This is a genomic window from Micromonospora lacuserhaii (assembly GCF_036902735.1).
Classification (GTDB): domain Bacteria; phylum Actinomycetota; class Actinomycetes; order Mycobacteriales; family Micromonosporaceae; genus Micromonospora.
In genome coordinates this window covers 58,503-75,358 of record NZ_JBAKHO010000013.1, presented here as the reverse complement: position 1 = coordinate 75,358, position 16,856 = coordinate 58,503, and the positions used below count along the sequence as shown (strand labels likewise).

The 16,856-nt window shown below is 71.3% G+C and carries 16 protein-coding genes; 7 read left to right on the top strand and 9 right to left on the bottom strand.

Annotated features, from left to right (window positions below):
* Window positions 1–379 precede the first annotated feature (379 nt).
* From V6U81_RS12010 to V6U81_RS12000, 3 genes are all read left to right on the top strand, one after another.
* Window positions 380–1,084: a VanZ family protein gene (locus tag V6U81_RS12010; RefSeq protein ID WP_334488060.1), complete on the top strand. Its 705-nt coding sequence runs from the start codon at window positions 380–382 to the stop codon at window positions 1,082–1,084.
* Window positions 1,085–1,089: 5 nt separating this feature from the next.
* Window positions 1,090–1,806 carry a response regulator transcription factor gene (locus V6U81_RS12005; protein WP_334488058.1) on the top strand — a complete coding sequence of 239 codons (717 nt, stop codon included), beginning with the start codon at window positions 1,090–1,092 and terminating at the stop codon, window positions 1,804–1,806.
* Window positions 1,807–1,888: 82 nt separating this feature from the next.
* Window positions 1,889–2,911 carry a sensor histidine kinase gene (locus V6U81_RS12000; protein ID WP_334488056.1) on the top strand — a complete coding sequence of 341 codons (1,023 nt, stop codon included), beginning with the start codon at window positions 1,889–1,891 and terminating at the stop codon, window positions 2,909–2,911.
* A gap of 268 nt (window positions 2,912–3,179) precedes the next feature.
* Here V6U81_RS12000 and ygiD read toward each other — a convergent pair whose 3' ends face one another.
* The 4 genes from ygiD to V6U81_RS11980 all read right to left on the bottom strand — a co-directional run bounded on the left by ygiD (window position 3,180) and on the right by V6U81_RS11980 (window position 6,876).
* Window positions 3,180–4,061, bottom strand: coding sequence for a 4,5-DOPA-extradiol-dioxygenase (ygiD, locus tag V6U81_RS11995; RefSeq protein WP_334488054.1), 882 nt, complete (start codon window positions 4,059–4,061; stop codon window positions 3,180–3,182).
* A gap of 121 nt (window positions 4,062–4,182) precedes the next feature.
* Window positions 4,183–5,319 (bottom strand): C40 family peptidase, encoded by a 1,137-nt coding sequence (locus V6U81_RS11990; RefSeq protein ID WP_334488051.1) that lies wholly within the window; start codon window positions 5,317–5,319, stop codon window positions 4,183–4,185.
* A 368-nt stretch (window positions 5,320–5,687) separates the two neighbouring features.
* Complete coding sequence (locus V6U81_RS11985) at window positions 5,688–6,452, bottom strand: SDR family oxidoreductase (RefSeq protein ID WP_334488049.1); 765 nt, start codon at window positions 6,450–6,452, stop codon at window positions 5,688–5,690.
* A gap of 103 nt (window positions 6,453–6,555) precedes the next feature.
* The gene (locus V6U81_RS11980; RefSeq protein WP_334488047.1) at window positions 6,556–6,876 is read right to left on the bottom strand and encodes a GYD domain-containing protein; all 321 of its coding nucleotides are present in this window, start codon (window positions 6,874–6,876) and stop codon (window positions 6,556–6,558) included.
* 208 nt (window positions 6,877–7,084) lie between these two features.
* Here V6U81_RS11980 and V6U81_RS11975 point away from each other — a divergent pair, with 208 nt between their 5' ends.
* Window positions 7,085–8,395 carry an AAA domain-containing protein gene (locus V6U81_RS11975; RefSeq protein WP_334488044.1) on the top strand — a complete coding sequence of 437 codons (1,311 nt, stop codon included), beginning with the start codon at window positions 7,085–7,087 and terminating at the stop codon, window positions 8,393–8,395.
* A 64-nt stretch (window positions 8,396–8,459) separates the two neighbouring features.
* Window positions 8,460–8,849 carry a GIY-YIG nuclease family protein gene (locus tag V6U81_RS11970; protein ID WP_334488042.1) on the top strand — a complete coding sequence of 130 codons (390 nt, stop codon included), beginning with the start codon at window positions 8,460–8,462 and terminating at the stop codon, window positions 8,847–8,849.
* A 75-nt stretch (window positions 8,850–8,924) separates the two neighbouring features.
* Here V6U81_RS11970 and V6U81_RS11965 read toward each other — a convergent pair whose 3' ends face one another.
* Window positions 8,925–9,956 carry a DUF6461 domain-containing protein gene (locus V6U81_RS11965; RefSeq protein WP_334488038.1) on the bottom strand — a complete coding sequence of 344 codons (1,032 nt, stop codon included), beginning with the start codon at window positions 9,954–9,956 and terminating at the stop codon, window positions 8,925–8,927.
* 93 nt (window positions 9,957–10,049) lie between these two features.
* On the opposite strand from V6U81_RS11965, the gene V6U81_RS11960 reads away from it, so the two are divergent.
* Complete coding sequence (locus V6U81_RS11960) at window positions 10,050–10,550, top strand: GNAT family N-acetyltransferase (protein WP_334488035.1); 501 nt, start codon at window positions 10,050–10,052, stop codon at window positions 10,548–10,550.
* Here V6U81_RS11960 and V6U81_RS11955 read toward each other — a convergent pair.
* A complete protein-coding gene (locus V6U81_RS11955; RefSeq protein WP_334488033.1) occupies window positions 10,465–12,063 on the bottom strand; it encodes an NAD(P)/FAD-dependent oxidoreductase in 1,599 nt (532 codons plus the stop codon). The genes V6U81_RS11960 and V6U81_RS11955 overlap by 86 nt on opposite strands.
* A gap of 209 nt (window positions 12,064–12,272) precedes the next feature.
* Between V6U81_RS11955 and V6U81_RS11950 the strand changes: the two genes are divergently transcribed.
* The gene (locus V6U81_RS11950) at window positions 12,273–13,535 is read left to right on the top strand and encodes a hypothetical protein (RefSeq protein ID WP_334488030.1); all 1,263 of its coding nucleotides are present in this window, start codon (window positions 12,273–12,275) and stop codon (window positions 13,533–13,535) included.
* A gap of 60 nt (window positions 13,536–13,595) precedes the next feature.
* Here V6U81_RS11950 and V6U81_RS11945 read toward each other — a convergent pair whose 3' ends face one another.
* The 3 genes from V6U81_RS11945 to V6U81_RS11935 form a co-directional block, all read right to left on the bottom strand.
* Window positions 13,596–14,447, bottom strand: coding sequence for an aldo/keto reductase (locus V6U81_RS11945; protein ID WP_334488028.1), 852 nt, complete (start codon window positions 14,445–14,447; stop codon window positions 13,596–13,598).
* A 184-nt stretch (window positions 14,448–14,631) separates the two neighbouring features.
* Entirely contained in the window at window positions 14,632–15,813 is a 1,182-nt protein-coding gene (locus tag V6U81_RS11940) for an endonuclease (protein WP_334488025.1), read from the bottom strand.
* Between the two features lie 40 nt (window positions 15,814–15,853).
* A complete protein-coding gene (locus tag V6U81_RS11935) occupies window positions 15,854–16,840 on the bottom strand; it encodes a LysR family transcriptional regulator (RefSeq protein ID WP_334488021.1) in 987 nt (328 codons plus the stop codon).
* Window positions 16,841–16,856 lie beyond the last annotated feature (16 nt).

Below are 16,856 nucleotides of genomic sequence, written 5' to 3'. Positions count from 1 at the left end.
CGGCGCTGACGGAGCCACAGCCCGGCCGCCCAGACCGGACCACGTCTCGGCCCGCCCATGGACACCCCCATGATCGGCACGGTCGGCCACCGCCCGGAGGCGCCGTACCTCCTCGCCTACGCCCACGCTAGTTCCGCTCCCGCAGGTCAGCGCCCGCTTCCGGCATTCTCGCGGCGCGGCGGCGGGCGGGACCGGCTGCCGGTGTCGTGGCGGCTGCCCGCCTCGGCGGCGCCGTTCTACCCGTTCACCGGGTTCCGCGCCGGTTGCGGGCTCTGGTCCTGGCAGAGGTGCCGAGCGACGACGCCGGGGATTCCGTGTATCGCGGGCGTATCGAAAATCGCATACGCCACCGCTACGGCCCTCCGTTTCTAATGGGGGCGTGAACCACAGCGCATCCCTGTCAGCACCGCCTCGCCGCACGCGCAGGACCGTGCTTGTCAGCCTGGCGATCCTGGGCGTGGCCAGCGTCGCGTTCGTCGTGCGGCGGCCGCTCATGATGTCCGCTCCGAGGTGCATGGCCGGGCGGTGGCACGGCTGCCTCGATACGTTCAACGGGGTGCTGCTCATGACGCTGGTTGCGCTGCCGTTGGCCGCGCTGGTGGTGTGGGCTCTGGCGCGCCGTCGGCGCGCCGCCGGCGTCACATCGGCGTGGCGGATGTCGCTGGCCGAGGCGGGCATGGTCCACGGGACGGTGCCGTTCGTATGGATGACCATGATGCCGGGCCCTGGGGCCGGCATTGTCCCCGGTCGGGTGAGTTTGGTCCCGCTGCGGGACCTGGTCACGATGGGGCCGGTCGGGATCGTCGGCAACCTGCTGGTCTTCGCGGCGCTGGGGTTCTTCGCTCCGATGCGGTTCGCGGCGCTGGCGTCCGTGCCGCGGATCCTGGCGCTCGGGGCAGGCTGCTCGGTCCTGGTCGAAACCGCACAGTACGTCCTGCGGCTGGACCGGGTGTCCTCCGTGGATGACGTACTGGTCAACGCCGCCGGTGCCGTGCTGGCCGCGCTGGCGTCGCGCCACTGGTGGCGCGCGACGGCGGAGGTACCGTCGGACCAGCCGCGCCCCGCGCTGCCACTGGCAGACTGAGTTGCGTGCGCGTACTGATCGTGGAGGACGAGCCCTACCTGGCCGAAGCCGTCCGTGACGGTCTGCGGCTGGAGGCGATTGCCGCCGACATCGCCGGCGACGGCGACTCCGCCTTGGAACTGCTCAGCGTCAACTCCTACGACCTCGCGGTCCTCGACCGCGACATTCCCGGCCCCTCCGGCGACGAGGTCGCCCGGCGCATCGTCGCCTCCGGCAGCGGCATCCCGATCCTCTTGCTCACCGCTGCCGACCGGATCGACGACAAGGCTTCCGGGTTCGAGCTGGGCGCCGACGACTACCTCACCAAACCGTTCGAGCTGCGGGAGCTCGTCCTGCGGCTGAGGGCGCTCGATCGCAGACGCGCGTACGCCCGGCCCCCGGTCAGCGAGATCGCGGGCCTGCGGCTCGACCCCTTCCGTCGGGAGGTCTTCCGCGACGAACGCTACGTCGCACTCACCCGCAAACAGTTCGCCGTGCTGGAAGTCCTCGTCGCCGCCGAGGGCGGGGTCGTCAGCGCCGAGGAGCTGCTGGAACGGGCCTGGGACGAGAACGCCAACCCCCTCACCAACGCCGTGCGCATCACCGTCTCCGCACTGCGCAAACGGCTCGGCGAACCAGGGATCATCGCCACCGTGCCCGGCGTCGGCTACCGGATCGACACGGGTATGAACACCATCGCCCCTGGCAGGGACACCACCGCCCCCGGCAGTACGCATGCCTAGACGCCCAGGGCTCAGCGCCCGACTGAAACTCGCCCTCAGCTACGCCGGGTTCCTCGCCGTCGCCGGCGCTCTCCTGCTGGCCGTGGTGTGGGTGTTCCTGCTGCGCTACGTACCCGACACCTCCCAGGGCCTTCTCGGGATCTCGCCCAACCGCTACCTCCTCATACACACCTTCGCCCCCGCCGCGGCCGTGGCGATGCTCTTTCTTCTCGTGTTCGGGCTCGTCGGGGGATGGATCCTCGCCGGCCGGATGCTCGCACCACTCACACAGATCACGGATGCGGCACGGATGGCCGCGAGGGGGTCGCTGTTCCACCGGATTCGCATGAAGGGCCGCCAGGACGAGTTCCGCGAACTGTCCGACGCGTTCGACTCGATGCTCGAACAACTCGAGTCCCACGTCGCCGAGCAGCAGAGGTTCGCCGCGAACGCCTCTCATGAACTGCGCACCCCGCTGGCGATCTCGCGGACACTCCTCGACGTCGCCCGCCAGGACCCCACGCGGGCCCGGGGCGAACTCATCGAACGCCTGCACACCGTCAACAAGCGGGCGATCGACCTCACCGAGGCCCTCCTGCTGCTCAGCCGCGGCGACCGCGGAAACTTCACCCGCGAGAGCGTCGACCTCTCCCTCATCGCCGAAGAAGCCGCCGAAACGCTGCTTCCCCTCGCCGAACAGCGCCGGATCACGCTGGACGTCACCGGCGGGGCGGCCCGGACCAGCGGCTCCGCCGAACTCCTGTCGCGGATGGTGACGAACCTCGTGCAGAACGCCATCGTCCACAACCTCCCCGCTGGCGGCACCGTGACGGTCCGCACCGAGGCGCACGGCGACACGAGCGTGCTGCGGGTCGAGAACACGGGTCGTCGGCTCCCACCGGAACTGGTACCGACCCTCACCGAACCCTTCCAGCGCGGAACGGAACGCGTACGCACCGACGAACACGCGGGCGTCGGCCTCGGCCTGGCCATCGTGCACAGCATCGTCCGCGCCCACGGCGGGACCCTCGACCTCGTCCCCAGCCCCGTCGGCGGTCTCCTCGTCACGGTCCGGCTTCCCGGCACCGGCGCGGTGGTCTGGCCGACGGCCAGGCTGGTCGGCTGACTCGTGGCTGCGCGGGCACTCAGCGCGGGGGGTGCGAGATCCGGCGCAGGTGCCGATGCCGGGAACGTCGTCGGACGGGTATGCACGCACGTCGAGGCCATGTCCCTCGGCGTGCGCTTGCAAGGGAGGTGATGCGGCCGGCCGGGTGTCCGAGCCGTGCGGACCCGAGCGGTGAGTTCCCGCTCGTCGAATCGCGGGGCGGTGATGACGGTCGACGCGAGTGGCCCACCGGGATCCGCAGGGCCGCTCCCCGCTGTCGCCGCCTGGCCTAGATGTTGGAGCCGTCGGGCGGGACCTCGGCGGGCGGTCGCGGCGAGCCACCCTCCCCGGTGGCGTTCGGGCAGGACAGACCGTGGGTGTAGGCCGTCATCGACAGTGATCCGTAGGCGTAGCCGTCCACGAGGACCTCGGTCTCGGAGGCGTCGTTGACTGCGGCGAGGCCAGCGAGGTACAGCGCGGGGATGAAATGGTCAGGTGTCGGCACCGCGTGCCGGAAGTCGCGGTGGCCGACGAGCGTCGCGAACTCGGTGGGGTTGGTCAGCATCAGGGTCTTGGCGTCCTCGTCGAAGCGCTGGGCCCAGTCGTAGCCGTCGTCGGTCAGCTTCCAGTCCATCCCCTGGAGGTTGTGGACGACGTTGCCGCTGGCCACGATGAGCACCCCGCTCCGACGCAGTGGCGCGAGTCTGGCGCCGAGATCCACGTGGTAGTCCAGAGGCTTATCCGCGTTGATACTGAGCTGCACCACGGGAATCGATGCGTCGGGGAAGGCGTGCGTCAGGACCGACCAGGTGCCGTGGTCGATTCCCCAGCTGTCCACGTCGGCACCGACCCAGGTCGGGTGGACAGCGTCGCTGACCTCCGCGGCCAACTCGGGCAGTCCGGGGGCAGGGTACTGCATCTCGAACAGCGCCGGCGGAAAGCCATAGAAGTCGTGGATGGTGCGCGGCCGCGGCATGGCCGTGACGGCAGTGGCATTGATGTACCAGTGTGCACTGATGACCAGGATCGCGCGGGGACGAGGCACCGCGGCGCCGAAGGCCTTCCACGCGGTGGTGTAGCGGTTGACCTCAAGGGCGTTCATGGGATTGCCGTGACCGATGAAGGCGGCGGGCATGAGCGTGTCCCGGCCTTGGAGGTCGTCTGTGTACACGTCGCGCCTCTCCAGAATCGCCGTGCCGGAGGGGCGCGGCGTGACTTGCTCCCCAGGCCGAAGACTACCCAGGACGCCTGGATGGTGGCGTTGGATCGGTCACTCGGGCGGATCGGACGGGTCAGCCCGGGCGGCGAGCACCGCTGTACGGCATATATGACATCTGGGCCATGCGGACCACGTCCCCGGTGTGCGGCGCGTGGACGATCAGCCCGTTGCCGACATAGATGCCCACGTGATGGTGATCGGCGTAGAAGAAGACGAGGTCACCCGTGCGAAGGTTTGCTCTGCTCACCGCCACACCGGCGGTCCATTGAGAACCTGTGTAATGGTCCAGCTGCACCCCCGCGGAAGCCCACGCGTACTGGGTCAGGCCGGAGCAGTCGAACGAGTCGGGGCCGTCGGCCGCCCACACGTACGGCTCGCCGATCTGATTGCACGCGGTTTTCGCCGCGACGCCGCCGCTGCCCGTGCTGGGGACGGCGGGACACTTCCCACCGATGAACAGCGAACTGGTCGACGTGATGGGTGAGGGGCTGCTCGCGGTAGTGGTTGTCTGCGCGGCGGCTGCGGCTCTGGCCGCTGCGGCGTCCGCGGCCGCCTTGGCCGCTGCCGCCGTCTCCGTGGCGGCGATCTGTCTGTGTAGCGCATCCAGCCGCTTGATCTCGGCGTCGATGGCCTTCTTGCGGGCCGCCAACTGGGCCTGCTGGCGTTTTTGTATCGCGATCAGCGCGTCGACCTTCTCCTTGTCGGCGTTGTAGGTCGCCTGCTGGGCCGACAGCCGGGTGACCTGTCGCTGCTCCGAATCTGCCACCTGATTCACGAGCGCGAGCTGATCCCCCAACGCTGTCGGCGAGGAGCCGCGGGACAGCAGGGCGTTGAATGTGGAAAGCGACCTTTCCTGCTTGTAGTACCCCGCCACAATTTCCTGGACCTGGGTCCTGCTGACCTCCACCGACTTGGCGAGCGGCTCGATCCTCCGGCTCAGTTCGGCCGATCTCCGCTGGTTCGCGGCCAGTTCCGTCCGGACCTTGTTGTACTGCTCGATGACGGGTTCGAGCTTTTCCCACGCCGCTTCGATCTGCTGCTGTACATCGGCGGCCGACGGTGCGGCGTGTGCGTGGGCCGCTGGCCCGACGGCCACCATGGCCGCCGCCGCGACGGCGAGGATTCTGGTGAACAGACGCGATCCGGCGGGCCGGGTGCGCACGGGTGGCAACGGGTTCGGCTCCTTCCACTCGAGGCCGACGCACGTCACGGTGCACCGACCTCGACCGCCTGCCGGATTAGCTGACGTCCAGCGACTCGGCGGTGGCCGTCCCGGGGTACTCAGGTAAAGACCGACATCCGGAACGGACGCTGACCAACCCTAGTGAGGACGGCCCAAAGAAATCAACGAGCCGGCGACGCCAATTCACTGCGCTGTCAGGCGGGCACATTGGGTGCCGGAAATTATGCGTACGTAAGGCTCCGCTAATCGAATTCTTAATCTTCCCTAATCTTGACCCTCAACCCGCGCGCTGTTTTCCTGCAGTAACCCTCAGGTGACGCTTAACCGTTTTCCCGCCGTCGTGGCGGCTCCATCGTCCCGTGAGTGAGACACCCGCCGCCCGGGGCTGGCCGAAACTACTTCCCGTGGGGGTCGGACGCGTTGAGCATCGCGACGACCTGGTCGTAGTTGCCGCGCGCTTCGCCGTAGCGGAGGAACTTCACGCGCTCGACCTGGATCTCCTTCGCGTCGGGCTGCGACTCGAGCAGCGCGACGACCTCCGCCACGAACTCGTCCAGCGGCATCCCGTACTCGCTCGTCTCCTGCCCGGGCAGCAGCGCGGTGCGGACCGCCGGCGGTTCGAGCTCCACGATCTTCACGGTCGTGTCCGCGAGCTGCAGCCGGATCGACTCGCTGAGCATGTGGATCGCGGCCTTCGACGCGTTGTAGCTCGGGGTGATCTTGAGCGGCGCGAACGCGAGGCCCGAGGAGACGGTGATGATGGTGGCGTCCGGCTGCGCCTGCAGGTGCTCGATGAACGCGGCGATGAGGCGGATCGGGCCGAGCACGTTGGTCGTCAGCACCGCCTCGGCCGAGGCGAGGAACGATTCCGGCTTGTGCCAGTCCTCGACGCGCATGATGCCGGCCATCGTGACCAGGACATTGAGGTCCGGGTGCTTCGCCAGCACCTCCGTCGCGGCGACGTCGATGCTCGCGGCGCTCGTCGTGTCGATCGCCACGGTGTCGATGTCGGGGTGCTCCGCGGCGATCTGCTCGAGCAGGTCGGTGCGCCGGCCGCCGACGATGACCGTGTTGCCCTTGGCCCGCAGCTCGAGCGCGAGGGCGAGCCCGATCCCGCTCGTGGAGCCGGGGATGAAGATGGTGTTTCCGGAAATGTTCATGCACCGAGCTTCGCCGGTCGTCCGGCCTCGCGGGCAGAGACTGGTTATCGGGGGATCCGCAATCCCTGGTTCGGGACCGCGCGCTCCGACCACCGCCAGCGGATCACCGGCCGGGAGGCTCGTACCCGACCTTGATCCGGGTCGCCTCGTCGACCTCCTCCGCGGTCAGCAGGGGAGTGATCCGCGTCTCCAGACCGCCCGTCGCCCGGATGGCGATCGCCATGCCGGCCGCCGTCTGGTGGTCCGGCAGCTCGCACACCACGTAGGTGTCGTACTCGTCGAAGCCGAAGTAAAACGACTCCATCCGGCCGCCGAGGTTCTCGATCATCGCCCGGACGATCTCGGCGCGCTTCGTCCCGCCGTCCTTGCTCAGTCCCCTGAGCCCCTCGACGGTGTAGGACGACTTGAGCAGGAATCTGGCCACGTGGGGATCACCTCTCCGATGTCCGGCACCCGCCGCCGCGCCGGTTCCCGACCGCCCCGCAAAGCACGAGCGCGCTCGGACCAGCCGGCTGTCGGCCGCGGGTACCCGTTGCCGCGCCGGCTAATCATCGGCGGCGCCACGATCGGATGAAGCTCAGGTGGGCGGAACAGTTGCCGGTAGTGTGCGGGGCGCCTGGGAGGAGGGGCCGATGCTGGGGCTGGAGGTGCCACCCGCCGTCGAAGCGGAGCGCGTCATCACCGCCGTACTCGCCGACCTGCGCTCCGGCGCCCACCGGGGCGTGGTGGTCGACTCCCCACCCGGCGCCGGCAAGTCCACCCTCGTCGTGCGCGCCGCCGTCGAGCTGGCCGCCGCCGGCGAGCCGCTGATCATCATCGCGCAGACCAACGAACAGGTCGACGACCTCATCGACCGGCTCGCCCGCAAGGCCCCCGAGCTGCGCATCGGCCGGCTCTCCGCTGCCGACTACCGGCCGTCGGACCGGGTGAAGGGCCACGAGACGGTCCGGGTCGCCGCGAAGGTCGCCGACCTCGGTGGTCCGGCCGTCGTCATCGGTACGGCCGCGAAGTGGGCCACCGTCACCGAGGGCTCCTGGCCGTGGGCGATCGTCGACGAGGCGTACCAGATGCGCTCGGACGCCCTGCTGCGCGTGGCCGGCAGGTTCGAACGGGCGCTGTTCGTGGGTGATCCCGGGCAGCTCGACCCGTTCTCCACCGTCGAGACCGTGCGCTGGACGGGCCTGACCTGGGATCCGATGCAGTCGGCGGTGGCGGTGCTGCTGCGGCACAACCCCGACCTGCCGGTGCACCGGCTGCCCGTGTCGTGGCGGCTGCCCGCCTCGGCGGCGCCGGTGGTCGCGGCGGCGTTCTACCCCTTCACCGGCTTCCGGGCCGGCACCGGCCCCGGCGAGCGGGCGCTCGCGTTCACCGGGCCCGGCCCGGGTGACGCCGTGGACGCGGCGGTGGACTTGGCCGCCACCGCCGGCTGGGCGCTCTACGAACTGCCGGCCCGGCACACCCTGCGTACCGACGCCGAAGCCGCCGCCGCCTGCGCGGCGCTCGCCCTACGGGTGCTGCACCGGGGCGCGGTCGCCATCTCCGAGCACGCGCCGGCCGGCGCGCCGGTCACCGCCGACCGGATCGCCGTCGGGGCCGCCCACCGCGACCAGGTCGCGGCCATCCGCGCCCACCTAGGCGAGGCCGGCGCGGCCATCACCGTGGACACCGCCAACCGGCTCCAGGGCCGCGAGTACGACGTGACGATCGTGCTGCACCCGCTCTCCGGCCGACGCGACGCCACCGCGTTCCACCTGGAGTCGGGGCGGCTCTGCGTGCTGGCGTCCCGGCACCGGCACGCCTGCGTGGTGGTGGCCCGGGCGGGGATCGGCGAACTGCTGGACGCCCACCCGTCGACCGAGACGGTGCACCTCGACGTGCCGGTGAAGTTCCCGGACGGCTGGAGCGCCCATCAGGCGGTGCTCGCGCACCTCGGTGGCACCTGACCGTTGAGAACGCGGGACCCGTCAGGGGCTGCCGGACAGGGCCGGTGCTCGGTAGCGTCCGGGGATGACCGAGATCACACACCAGGATCTGCTGGCGGGCTTCACCGTCTCCCGCCCGTACACGATGGATGTCGTCGCGGACGCGCCCCGCGCGGCCGGCGTGCACGTGGTGGTCGCCGGCGACACGGTCATCTACGTGGGGCAGACCCCGAACCTCAAGGACCGGCTGCGCCAGCACCTGACCGGCAGCCGCGCCTCCTCCGTGCTGCACGACCAGGTCGGTCAGCTGCTCGACCGGTCCGGCCCGGTCGCCTCGGCCGCCGACATCGCCAGTTGGCTCGGCCGGTGCATCGTCCGCTGGCGGGAGAGCGACAACCCGGAGGCGGACGAGGATGAGCTGGTCAAGGCGTTGAAGCCGCGCTTCAACCCGCAGGTCCCCAAGCCCCGCAACTGACCGGGACCCCCCGGCCGGCGTGATTCGTTCGCGTCATCAAGTTTGTAGCGAGCGCAACAGGCCCCCGCCCCCTGGTCAGGCCGGGGCGCGGAGCGCGCGGGCGCGGCACCGGTCCAAGACCAGGCGCACCACCCCCGCGTCCCCGCTCAGGATGTAGCCCCCGGAGGAGATGAGTTCCCGGGAGGCCCGCGCGGGGTCGTCGTTCAGCGCGTTCCGTACGCCCTGGATGGCGTGCAGCCGCATGAGGTCCTGCGCGTTCCGCGGCCGCTCCCTCCCCGCCGCCTCGACCAGGGCGTCCATCCGACGCCGCACCTCGGTGGCGTCGGCCCGGCCACCGTCCGCGCGCTCGGCCAGCAGCGCCAGCGCGTCCCGGACCGCCGGCTCGCCCCCGATCCCGCCGTGCTCGGCGAGCAGCCCGGCGAGCAGGGCGGTGACACCGGGCAGCTTGTCCCGCGTCGGTTCGGCGACCACCGCCCGCACGAACGGGTCGTCGAGCGCCGGATGGCCCATCATGTTCTCGGGGACCAGGTCCTCCGGGACCTGGGTCAGCAACGCCCGGCGGAACACCCGGCCGAGGATCTCCTCGTCCAGCCGGATGCCGGTGAACCGTTCGGCGAGCGCCAGCCCCGCCCAGCCCCCCTGGCCGAACTCGAAGGGCAGGCCGGACATCAGGTCGCCCAGCGCCTCCGGCTCCGGCCCCCACCGCCGCTCGGCGTCCCACAGGTCGAAGCTCACCACCGGTCGGCCCCGCTCCCGGTAGGTGAACTGGGCGGCAGCGTGCACGCACCAGTAGACGCTGACCGCCGGGCCGCCCGCCGAGGCGGCGCGCATCACCTCCGGGCGGCTGCCCTGGAAGCCGTTCTCCTCGATCCCGACCAGCCAGTCACCGACCCGGGTGACCAGCAGGATCATCGGCAGGCCGCCGGGCCGCTCCGGGTCGGGGTCACGGCTTCGTAGCGACACCGTGCGGGCCGGGTCCCCGCCGAACGCGCGGATGAACGCGTCCTCGTCGACACCCCGGGCGTACGTCACGCACATCGCGTCCTGGAGGCCGCCCGCGTAGGGGGCCAGCAGGCGTCGGTAGTGGCTGCTCTCCTCGTGGCTCACCAGAGGGATTCTGGTCGGAAGTGGACCGGCGCGTGACCCCGCACCGTCGATGCCGGTTGCTTCAGTGGGCGACCACGACGGGACGGGGGAACGATGACCGAGGTGCGCCTCGCGCGGTGGGACGACGAGGACCTGGAGCTGCTGTGCCGGCTCAACGCGCCGGAGATCCGGCACCACACCGGCGGTTCGGAGACCGACGGGCAGGTGCTCGTCCGGCACGAACGCTACCTGCGCGGCCCCGGCCCGGGCAGTGGCCACATGTTCGCCGTCGTACTGCCCGACGGGGCGAAGGTCGGCAGCATCGGCTACTGGGAACGGGTCTGGCGCGACGAGCCGGTCTACGAGATGGGCTGGGCCATCCTCCCCGAGCACCAGGGGCGGGGCCTGGCCACCGCGGCCGTGCGGGCGGTGGTGGCCGAGGCCCGCGCGGAGCGCCGGCGCCGGTGGGCGCACGCGTACCCGTCGGTGGACAACCCCGCATCCAACGCGGTCTGCCGCAAGGCCGGCTTCACCCTGCTCGGCCCGACCGACTTCGAGTACCCGCCGGGCCGGCTGATGCGCTCCAACGACTGGCGGATCGCCCTGACCGACTGACCGCGGGGTCAGCGGGCCCGGTCCCGGCGGCGGCTGTCACGGTGCGGGCCGGCACGATCGGCGCGTCGCGGCCGGTGCCTCGCCGGCCGTCCCGGTCGCCGGTCTCCTCGTGGTAGTCCTGTTCGACGTTGACCGCCCAGACGTCGTGGCCCGCGCTGTGGACGATGTTCTCGGCGGTGAGCATGGCCGTCATCATCGAGTGGTCCTGGTTGTTGTAGCGGTGCATCCCGTTGCGCCCGACGGGGTGCACGTTGGGCAGCTCCCGCGCCAGCCAGGCCCGGATCGTGTCGACGTTGTGCTGGTACCGGTCGTCGTAGACCGGGTAGGCCTTCGGCATCCGCACCACGTACCCGCTCTGCACGGCGCCCGGCCGGATCAGGCCGAGCTGTTGCAGCTCGGCGGTCGCCAGGGCCACCAGCTGCTCGTCCGGGGTCCGCCACGTCTCGTCGTCTTCGAAGACGAAGTACTCCAGGCCGAGGCAGGTCCGGCCGTCCTTCACCAGGTACGGCGACCAGGAGCCGAAGTTCTGGATCCGGCCGACCCGCACGGCCGGGTCGTGCACGTAGATCCAGTTGTCCGGGAACGAGAACTCCTCCGGCACCACCAGCGCCACGGTGAGGAAGTCGCGGTACCGCAGGTCGGCGGCGCAGGCCAGCACCTCGGGCGGCGCCGCCGGCCGGATCGCGGCCACCAGCTCGGAGATCGGCATCGAGGAGATGACGTGGTCGGCGGGGAGCCGGCGCTCGCCGCCCGCCCCGTCGACGCTGACCGCCACGGCCCGCCCGTCCTCCCGGTGTACCGAGGTCACCCAGGTGCCGGTGGTGACCTCGCCGCCGCGTCGGCGGATCTCCTCGGTGCAGCGCTCCCACATCATGCCCGGACCCAACCGGGGGTACTGGAACTCCTCGATGAGGCTGGTGACGTCCTTGCGGTTGCGCTTCGGCAGCAGGGCGTTGAGCACCGCCTTCGACAGGGACAGGTTCTTGATCCGTTGGGCGGCCCAGTCGGCCTGCAACTGGTCGGCCGGCATTCCCCAGACCTTCTCCGTGTAGGTCTTGAAGAAGATCGAGTACAGCCGCCAGCCGAAGCGCGCCGACACCCAGCCCTCGAAGTGGGACTGGTCGCGGGGCGGGCGCAGCCGGGCCCGCGCGTACGAGCCCATGCACCGGGTCGCCTCCCGCAGCCCCAGGTTGCGCAGCGCGTTGCCGGCGTTGAGCGGGTAGTCGTAGAGCGCCCCCCGGTAGTAGATCCGGCTCATCCGGGGACGCAGCAGGAACTCCTCGTCGGGCAGCACCTCGTGCCAGAACTCCTCGACCCGGGGCACCTTGGTGAAGAACCGGTGCCCGCCGATGTCGAACCGCCAGCCGTCCCGCTCGACGGTGCGGCTGATGCCCCCCACCACGTCGTCGGCTTCGAGGACCCGCACGCTCGCGCCGTGCCGCAGCAGCTCGTACGCGGCGGTCAGCCCCGCCGGGCCGGCGCCGATGACCACCGTGCCGTGACGCTCGTCCATGCGTGTGCCGCCCCCTGCCCTCGGGTCCCCTCCGGAGAGGCGCGGTTACCCCTTCTCCGCGCCGTCTCACGTCCGGTGTCCGGGAATTTGCCGTACCGGAGGTCCGTCCGCGCGGCGAGGTGTCATCCGGCGCAGGCGGGGGATGCCGGGCGCCAGGCTCGCGGCCCGCCCGGGCGGCCACGGGTCCGGACCCGAACCGAGGAAGCTTCATGAGCAACAGGCCGCGGGATCCCGCGTCCGAGCCGCAGGCGCCCGCCCCCGAACCGGCGGCCGTCCCGGACCGCGCGCCGACGCCGTGGCAGCGGGCCCGGATGTTGCTCGACCGGGTGCCCGACCGCTGGCGGTACGCGCTCGCGCTGTTCGCCGGCGCGAAGATCGTCCTCACCGTCGTCGGCCTGATCGCCCTCACCGCCTGGGACGGGGTGCCGGGCGCGCCGCCCGCCGACGAGGCGGGCATGCGCGCCGACCAGCAGGCGATCTCGTCGCACCGCTGGCTCTCGCTCTGGTTCGTCTGGGACGGCCTGCTCTACGACCACCTGGCCCGGCTGCCGCTGCACGGTCCGTGGAACGACTTCGGCTTCCCCCTGCTGTATCCGTTCCTCGCCCGGCCGGTGGCGGTCCTGCTCGGCGGCGACACCGCCATGGCGCTGCTGCTGATCAGCAACGTCGCGTTCCTGCTGACGCTCTACTACGCGCTGGCGCTGGGCGGGACGCTGCTCGGCGACGACGCCGCGGCGCGCCGGTTCACCCGCTACCTGGTCCTGCTGCCGACGGCGTTCCTGTTCCAGGCGGCGCTGACCGAGTCGCTGTTCCTCTGCCTGACGCTGGCCTGTTTCCACTACGCCGAGCAGCGGCGCTGGCTGCTCGTCGGGGTGCTGGGCTACTTCCTCGGGCTCAGCCGCTCGGTGGGGTTCCTCGTCGCCGTACCGCTCGCCCTGGTCCTGCTCCGCCAGCACCGCTACCGGCTCGACCCGCGCAGTCTCGTGAGCTACCTCCGGGCGGGCTGGCCGTTGGCGCTGATCCCGGCCGGCTGGCTCACCTTCATGGCGTTCTGCCGGTGGAAGGGTGGGGACTGGTTCGCCTACAAGCACGTCCAGGAGAAGAACTGGGGCATCGGCGTCCAGAACCCGTTCTGGGTGGTCTGGCACGGCCTCGCCGGCGGCGACGGCCGGGACGCCGTACGGGTGTGGTTCGCCGTCGTCGTGCTGGCGATCGTGGTCGCCGGCTACCGGTGGATCGGGCTGCCCTACGTCGTCTACGGCGTGCTGCTGGTGCTGGCGCCGCTGTCGATGGGGCCGCCGGTGTACAAGAGCCTGCTGCGCTACCTGCTGGCGGCCTTCCCGGTCTGCCTGGTCCTGGCCCGCTGGGCGAGGAACGCCGGTACGGACGCCTGGCTGAGCGCCGGTCTGGGCCTGGTGCAGGGCGCGATGTTCGTGATCTGGCTGGCGTACTGGACGCATTTCATCATCTGACCGGCCGGGGCACGCGGCGAGGGGCCCGCCGTCGGGCGGGCCCCATCGTCGCGGTTCGGGTCAGCTCGGGACGTAGTCGAAGGTGTCGGGGTTCGGGCCCTGCCGCCCGGCCTCGCCCTTGTTCAGCCCGTTGATCCGGTCCATCGTCGCGTCGTCCAGCTCGAAGTCGAAGATGTGGAGGTTCTCCTCGATCCGCTTCGGGGTGGTCGACTTCGGGAAGACGATGTCGCCGCGCTGCACGTGCCAGCGCAGCACCACCTGAGCGGGGGTGCGGCCTACCTGGTCGGCGATGTCGACCAGCGTCGGCTCGTCGAGCACCTTGCCCTGCGCGATCGGCGACCACGCCTCGGTCGGGATGTTGTGCGCCCTGCCGTACGCGCGCACCTCCTCGTTGCCGAAGTACGGGTGCACCTCGATCTGGTTCACCGCAGGCACCACGTCCGCCTCGGCGGCCAGCCGCTCGAGGTGCGCGACCTGGAAGTTCGACACCCCGATCGACTTCGCCCGCCCGTCGCGCTGGAACTCCTCCAGCGCCTTCCAGGTGGAGACGAAGTCGCCGTCGTAGAGGGTCGGCAGCGGCCAGTGGATCAGGAACAGGTCGATGTAGTCGAACTTCAGCGCGGCCAGCGTCGAGTCGAACGCCTTGCGGGCGTCCTCCGGCCGGTGGAAGCCGTTGTTCAGCTTGCTGGTCACGAAGACCTGGTCGCGGTCGATGCCGGAGGTGCGGATCGCCTCGCCGACCTCGGCCTCGTTGCCGTACATCTCGGCGGTGTCGATGTGCCGGTAGCCGATCTCCAGCGCGGTGCGGACCGCCTCGACGGTGTCCTTCGGCTCGATCTGGAACACCCCGAAGCCGAGCTGGGGGATGGTGTTGCCGTCGTTGAGGCTGATGTCGGGAATCGTGTTCGCCATATTGGCTGTCTCTCCCATCGTCAGGGGCGCCCGGTCCACCGCCGGAAGCGTTCCCACGGCCCGTGCCGGGCGCCTGTCACCCTCCTGTCCTACCCGCTCGGGTGCCACCGTCACGGCACGACGGGGTGATATGGGACAACCGCGGGTCGCTGGCGCGGGCGGCCCGCGCCGGCGACCCGGGTCGTCAGCCCCAGATGGCGGTGGCCCACTCCGGGTGGTCGACGAACGGGTTGCGGTTGCCCTGCCAGCGCTCGTAGATGCGCTGGTTGCGGCGCTGCTCGAAGGCGTCCGGCGGGTCCAGCTTGTTCCAGGACAGCAGCACCGACTGGCGGCCCAGGTAGGGCGCGGTGCCGTTGCTGACGGAGTTGTTCATCTCCAGGTCGGGCCAGCCGTCGTCGCCCTCGTACCGGACCGCCATGTACATGATCATGCGGGCCACGTCGCCCTTGACCGCGTTGCGCGGCTCGAACGAGTCGGCGTCGGTGTAGCAGCCGGGCGCCTCGGTGACCGCGCTGCCACCGGCGTCGAAGTCCTTGTTGCCGCGCAGCGAGTTGACCGAGACGTCCTCCGGGCGCAGGTGGTGCACGTCGGTGCCCGGGCCGGTGGTGGTGCCGAAGTCGCCGTGCGACTTGGCCCAGACGTGCTCCCGGTTCCAGTCGTCCACGCCCCCGCCGTTGCTGGTCTTGCTCTGCGAGCGCCCGGTGTAGAGCAGGATGACGTTGTTGGCGTTGGCCGGGTCCTGGTCGGTGTCCTTGAGCGCCTCCCAGACCTGGTCGTAGGAGAGCTTCGTCTGGCTCCGGATGATCGTGTGCAGTGAGCCGCGCAGCGCGGTGCCGGTCCTGCCGACCGCGGAGGCGTAGTACGTCGAGTCGTACGGGCCGGTGGTCGCGGTGGCGGTCGGGCTCGGCGAGGGCGACGGGGACGTGCCGCCGAGGCTCATCGCGGTGGGGTCCTTCAGGCCGCCGTGGCTGAAGTACGCGGTCAGTGTCCCGGTCGCGGTGACCTGCCTGCCGCGCAGCGAGGGGTTGGTGAGCAGCCCGAAGCTGCTCCGGTAGGCAGTGGTGACCTGGACGTAGAGCATCCGAGCGGTGCCGGTCTCGGCCGCGCTGTCGGCGATGGCGATCGCGGTGTCGGCGGTGAAGTTGCTGGTGATCACGGTGGTCGACGCGGTCGGCTGGCCGATGACGTAGCCGGTGACGGTGGCCGTCCGGCCGTCCTGGGCGGCGAGGGCCTGCGCCACGGTCAGCGTGGTCGCCGCCGACGCGGAGGTCGCGGCGATCGCCACCGAGGCCATCAGCGTGACGGCGACCGCGAACGCCGCGCTCAGCCGGCCGGGTCGCGGACGGCGGATGCTCTGTTGATTCATGGTCGCCGATGTTAACGGGGCGATGGTGGCCAGCGGGAGATCACGAGCGTAAATTTCCGGGGTCCGACGACGTGGCACCGGCCTCGAACAGCACCGGCCACGGCCGGGCCGCCGGCAGGACCGCCGCCGGGGGAGCCGGCTCGTCGGTGGCCAGCACCTCCGCCGCGAGCTGTGCGAACATCGGCGCGGCCGGATGCGGCGAGCGGTCCGGCCAGGCCGCCGCGGTCCGCCGTAGCAGGGGCTGCCCGGCGATCGGTCGCCAGCCGATCCGGGGTTCCCGTCGGGCCAGCGCCGCCGGCTCCAAGGCCACCGCGCCGCCGGCGAGCAGCAGACCGAAGATGAACTCCGGATTACGGGCGGGTCGGACCCGACCGGGGGTGAACCCGTACCGGCCGCAGGTCCTGAGGACATGGTCGTACCAGCCCGGGGCGGTGGAGCGGGGCGCGGCCACCAGGTCCAGCCCGGACAGGTCGGCCAGCGCCACCTCGCGCGGCCGGGCCAGCGGCGACGCGCGCGGCAGCAGCACCCCCACGGGTACGGCCACCGGCGGCCCGAACCGCAGCCCGGACTCCGGCGCCGGATGGTGCAGCAGCCCCACGTCGAGCCGCCCCTCGGCGAGCATCCGCACCTGCTCGGCGCTGGTCAGCTCGTGCAGGTCCACATCCAGGCCGGGCGCGGTGGCGGCGAGCCGGTCCAGCAGGGCGCGCAGGATCACCGCCGGGGTCTCCGGCGGCACCCCGGCCCGGAACACCCCCAGCGCCCCCTCGCGGGCCTGGCGCATCAGATGCCGCGCCCGCCGCTCGGCGGCGAGCAGCTCGTCGGCCGCGCCGAGCAGCAGCTGACCGGCGGTGGTCAGCCGGACCTGGCGGCGCGAGCGGTCGAACAGCTCCACGGCCAGCTCCCGCTCCAGTCGCCGGATCGACTGGCTCAGCGGCGGCTGTGCCATGCCCAGCGCCTCGGCCGCCCGGCCGAAGTGCAGCTCGCGGGCGACCACCACGAAGTGCCGCAGGTGGCGGAGCAGGTCCACGCCCGGACCCTACGGC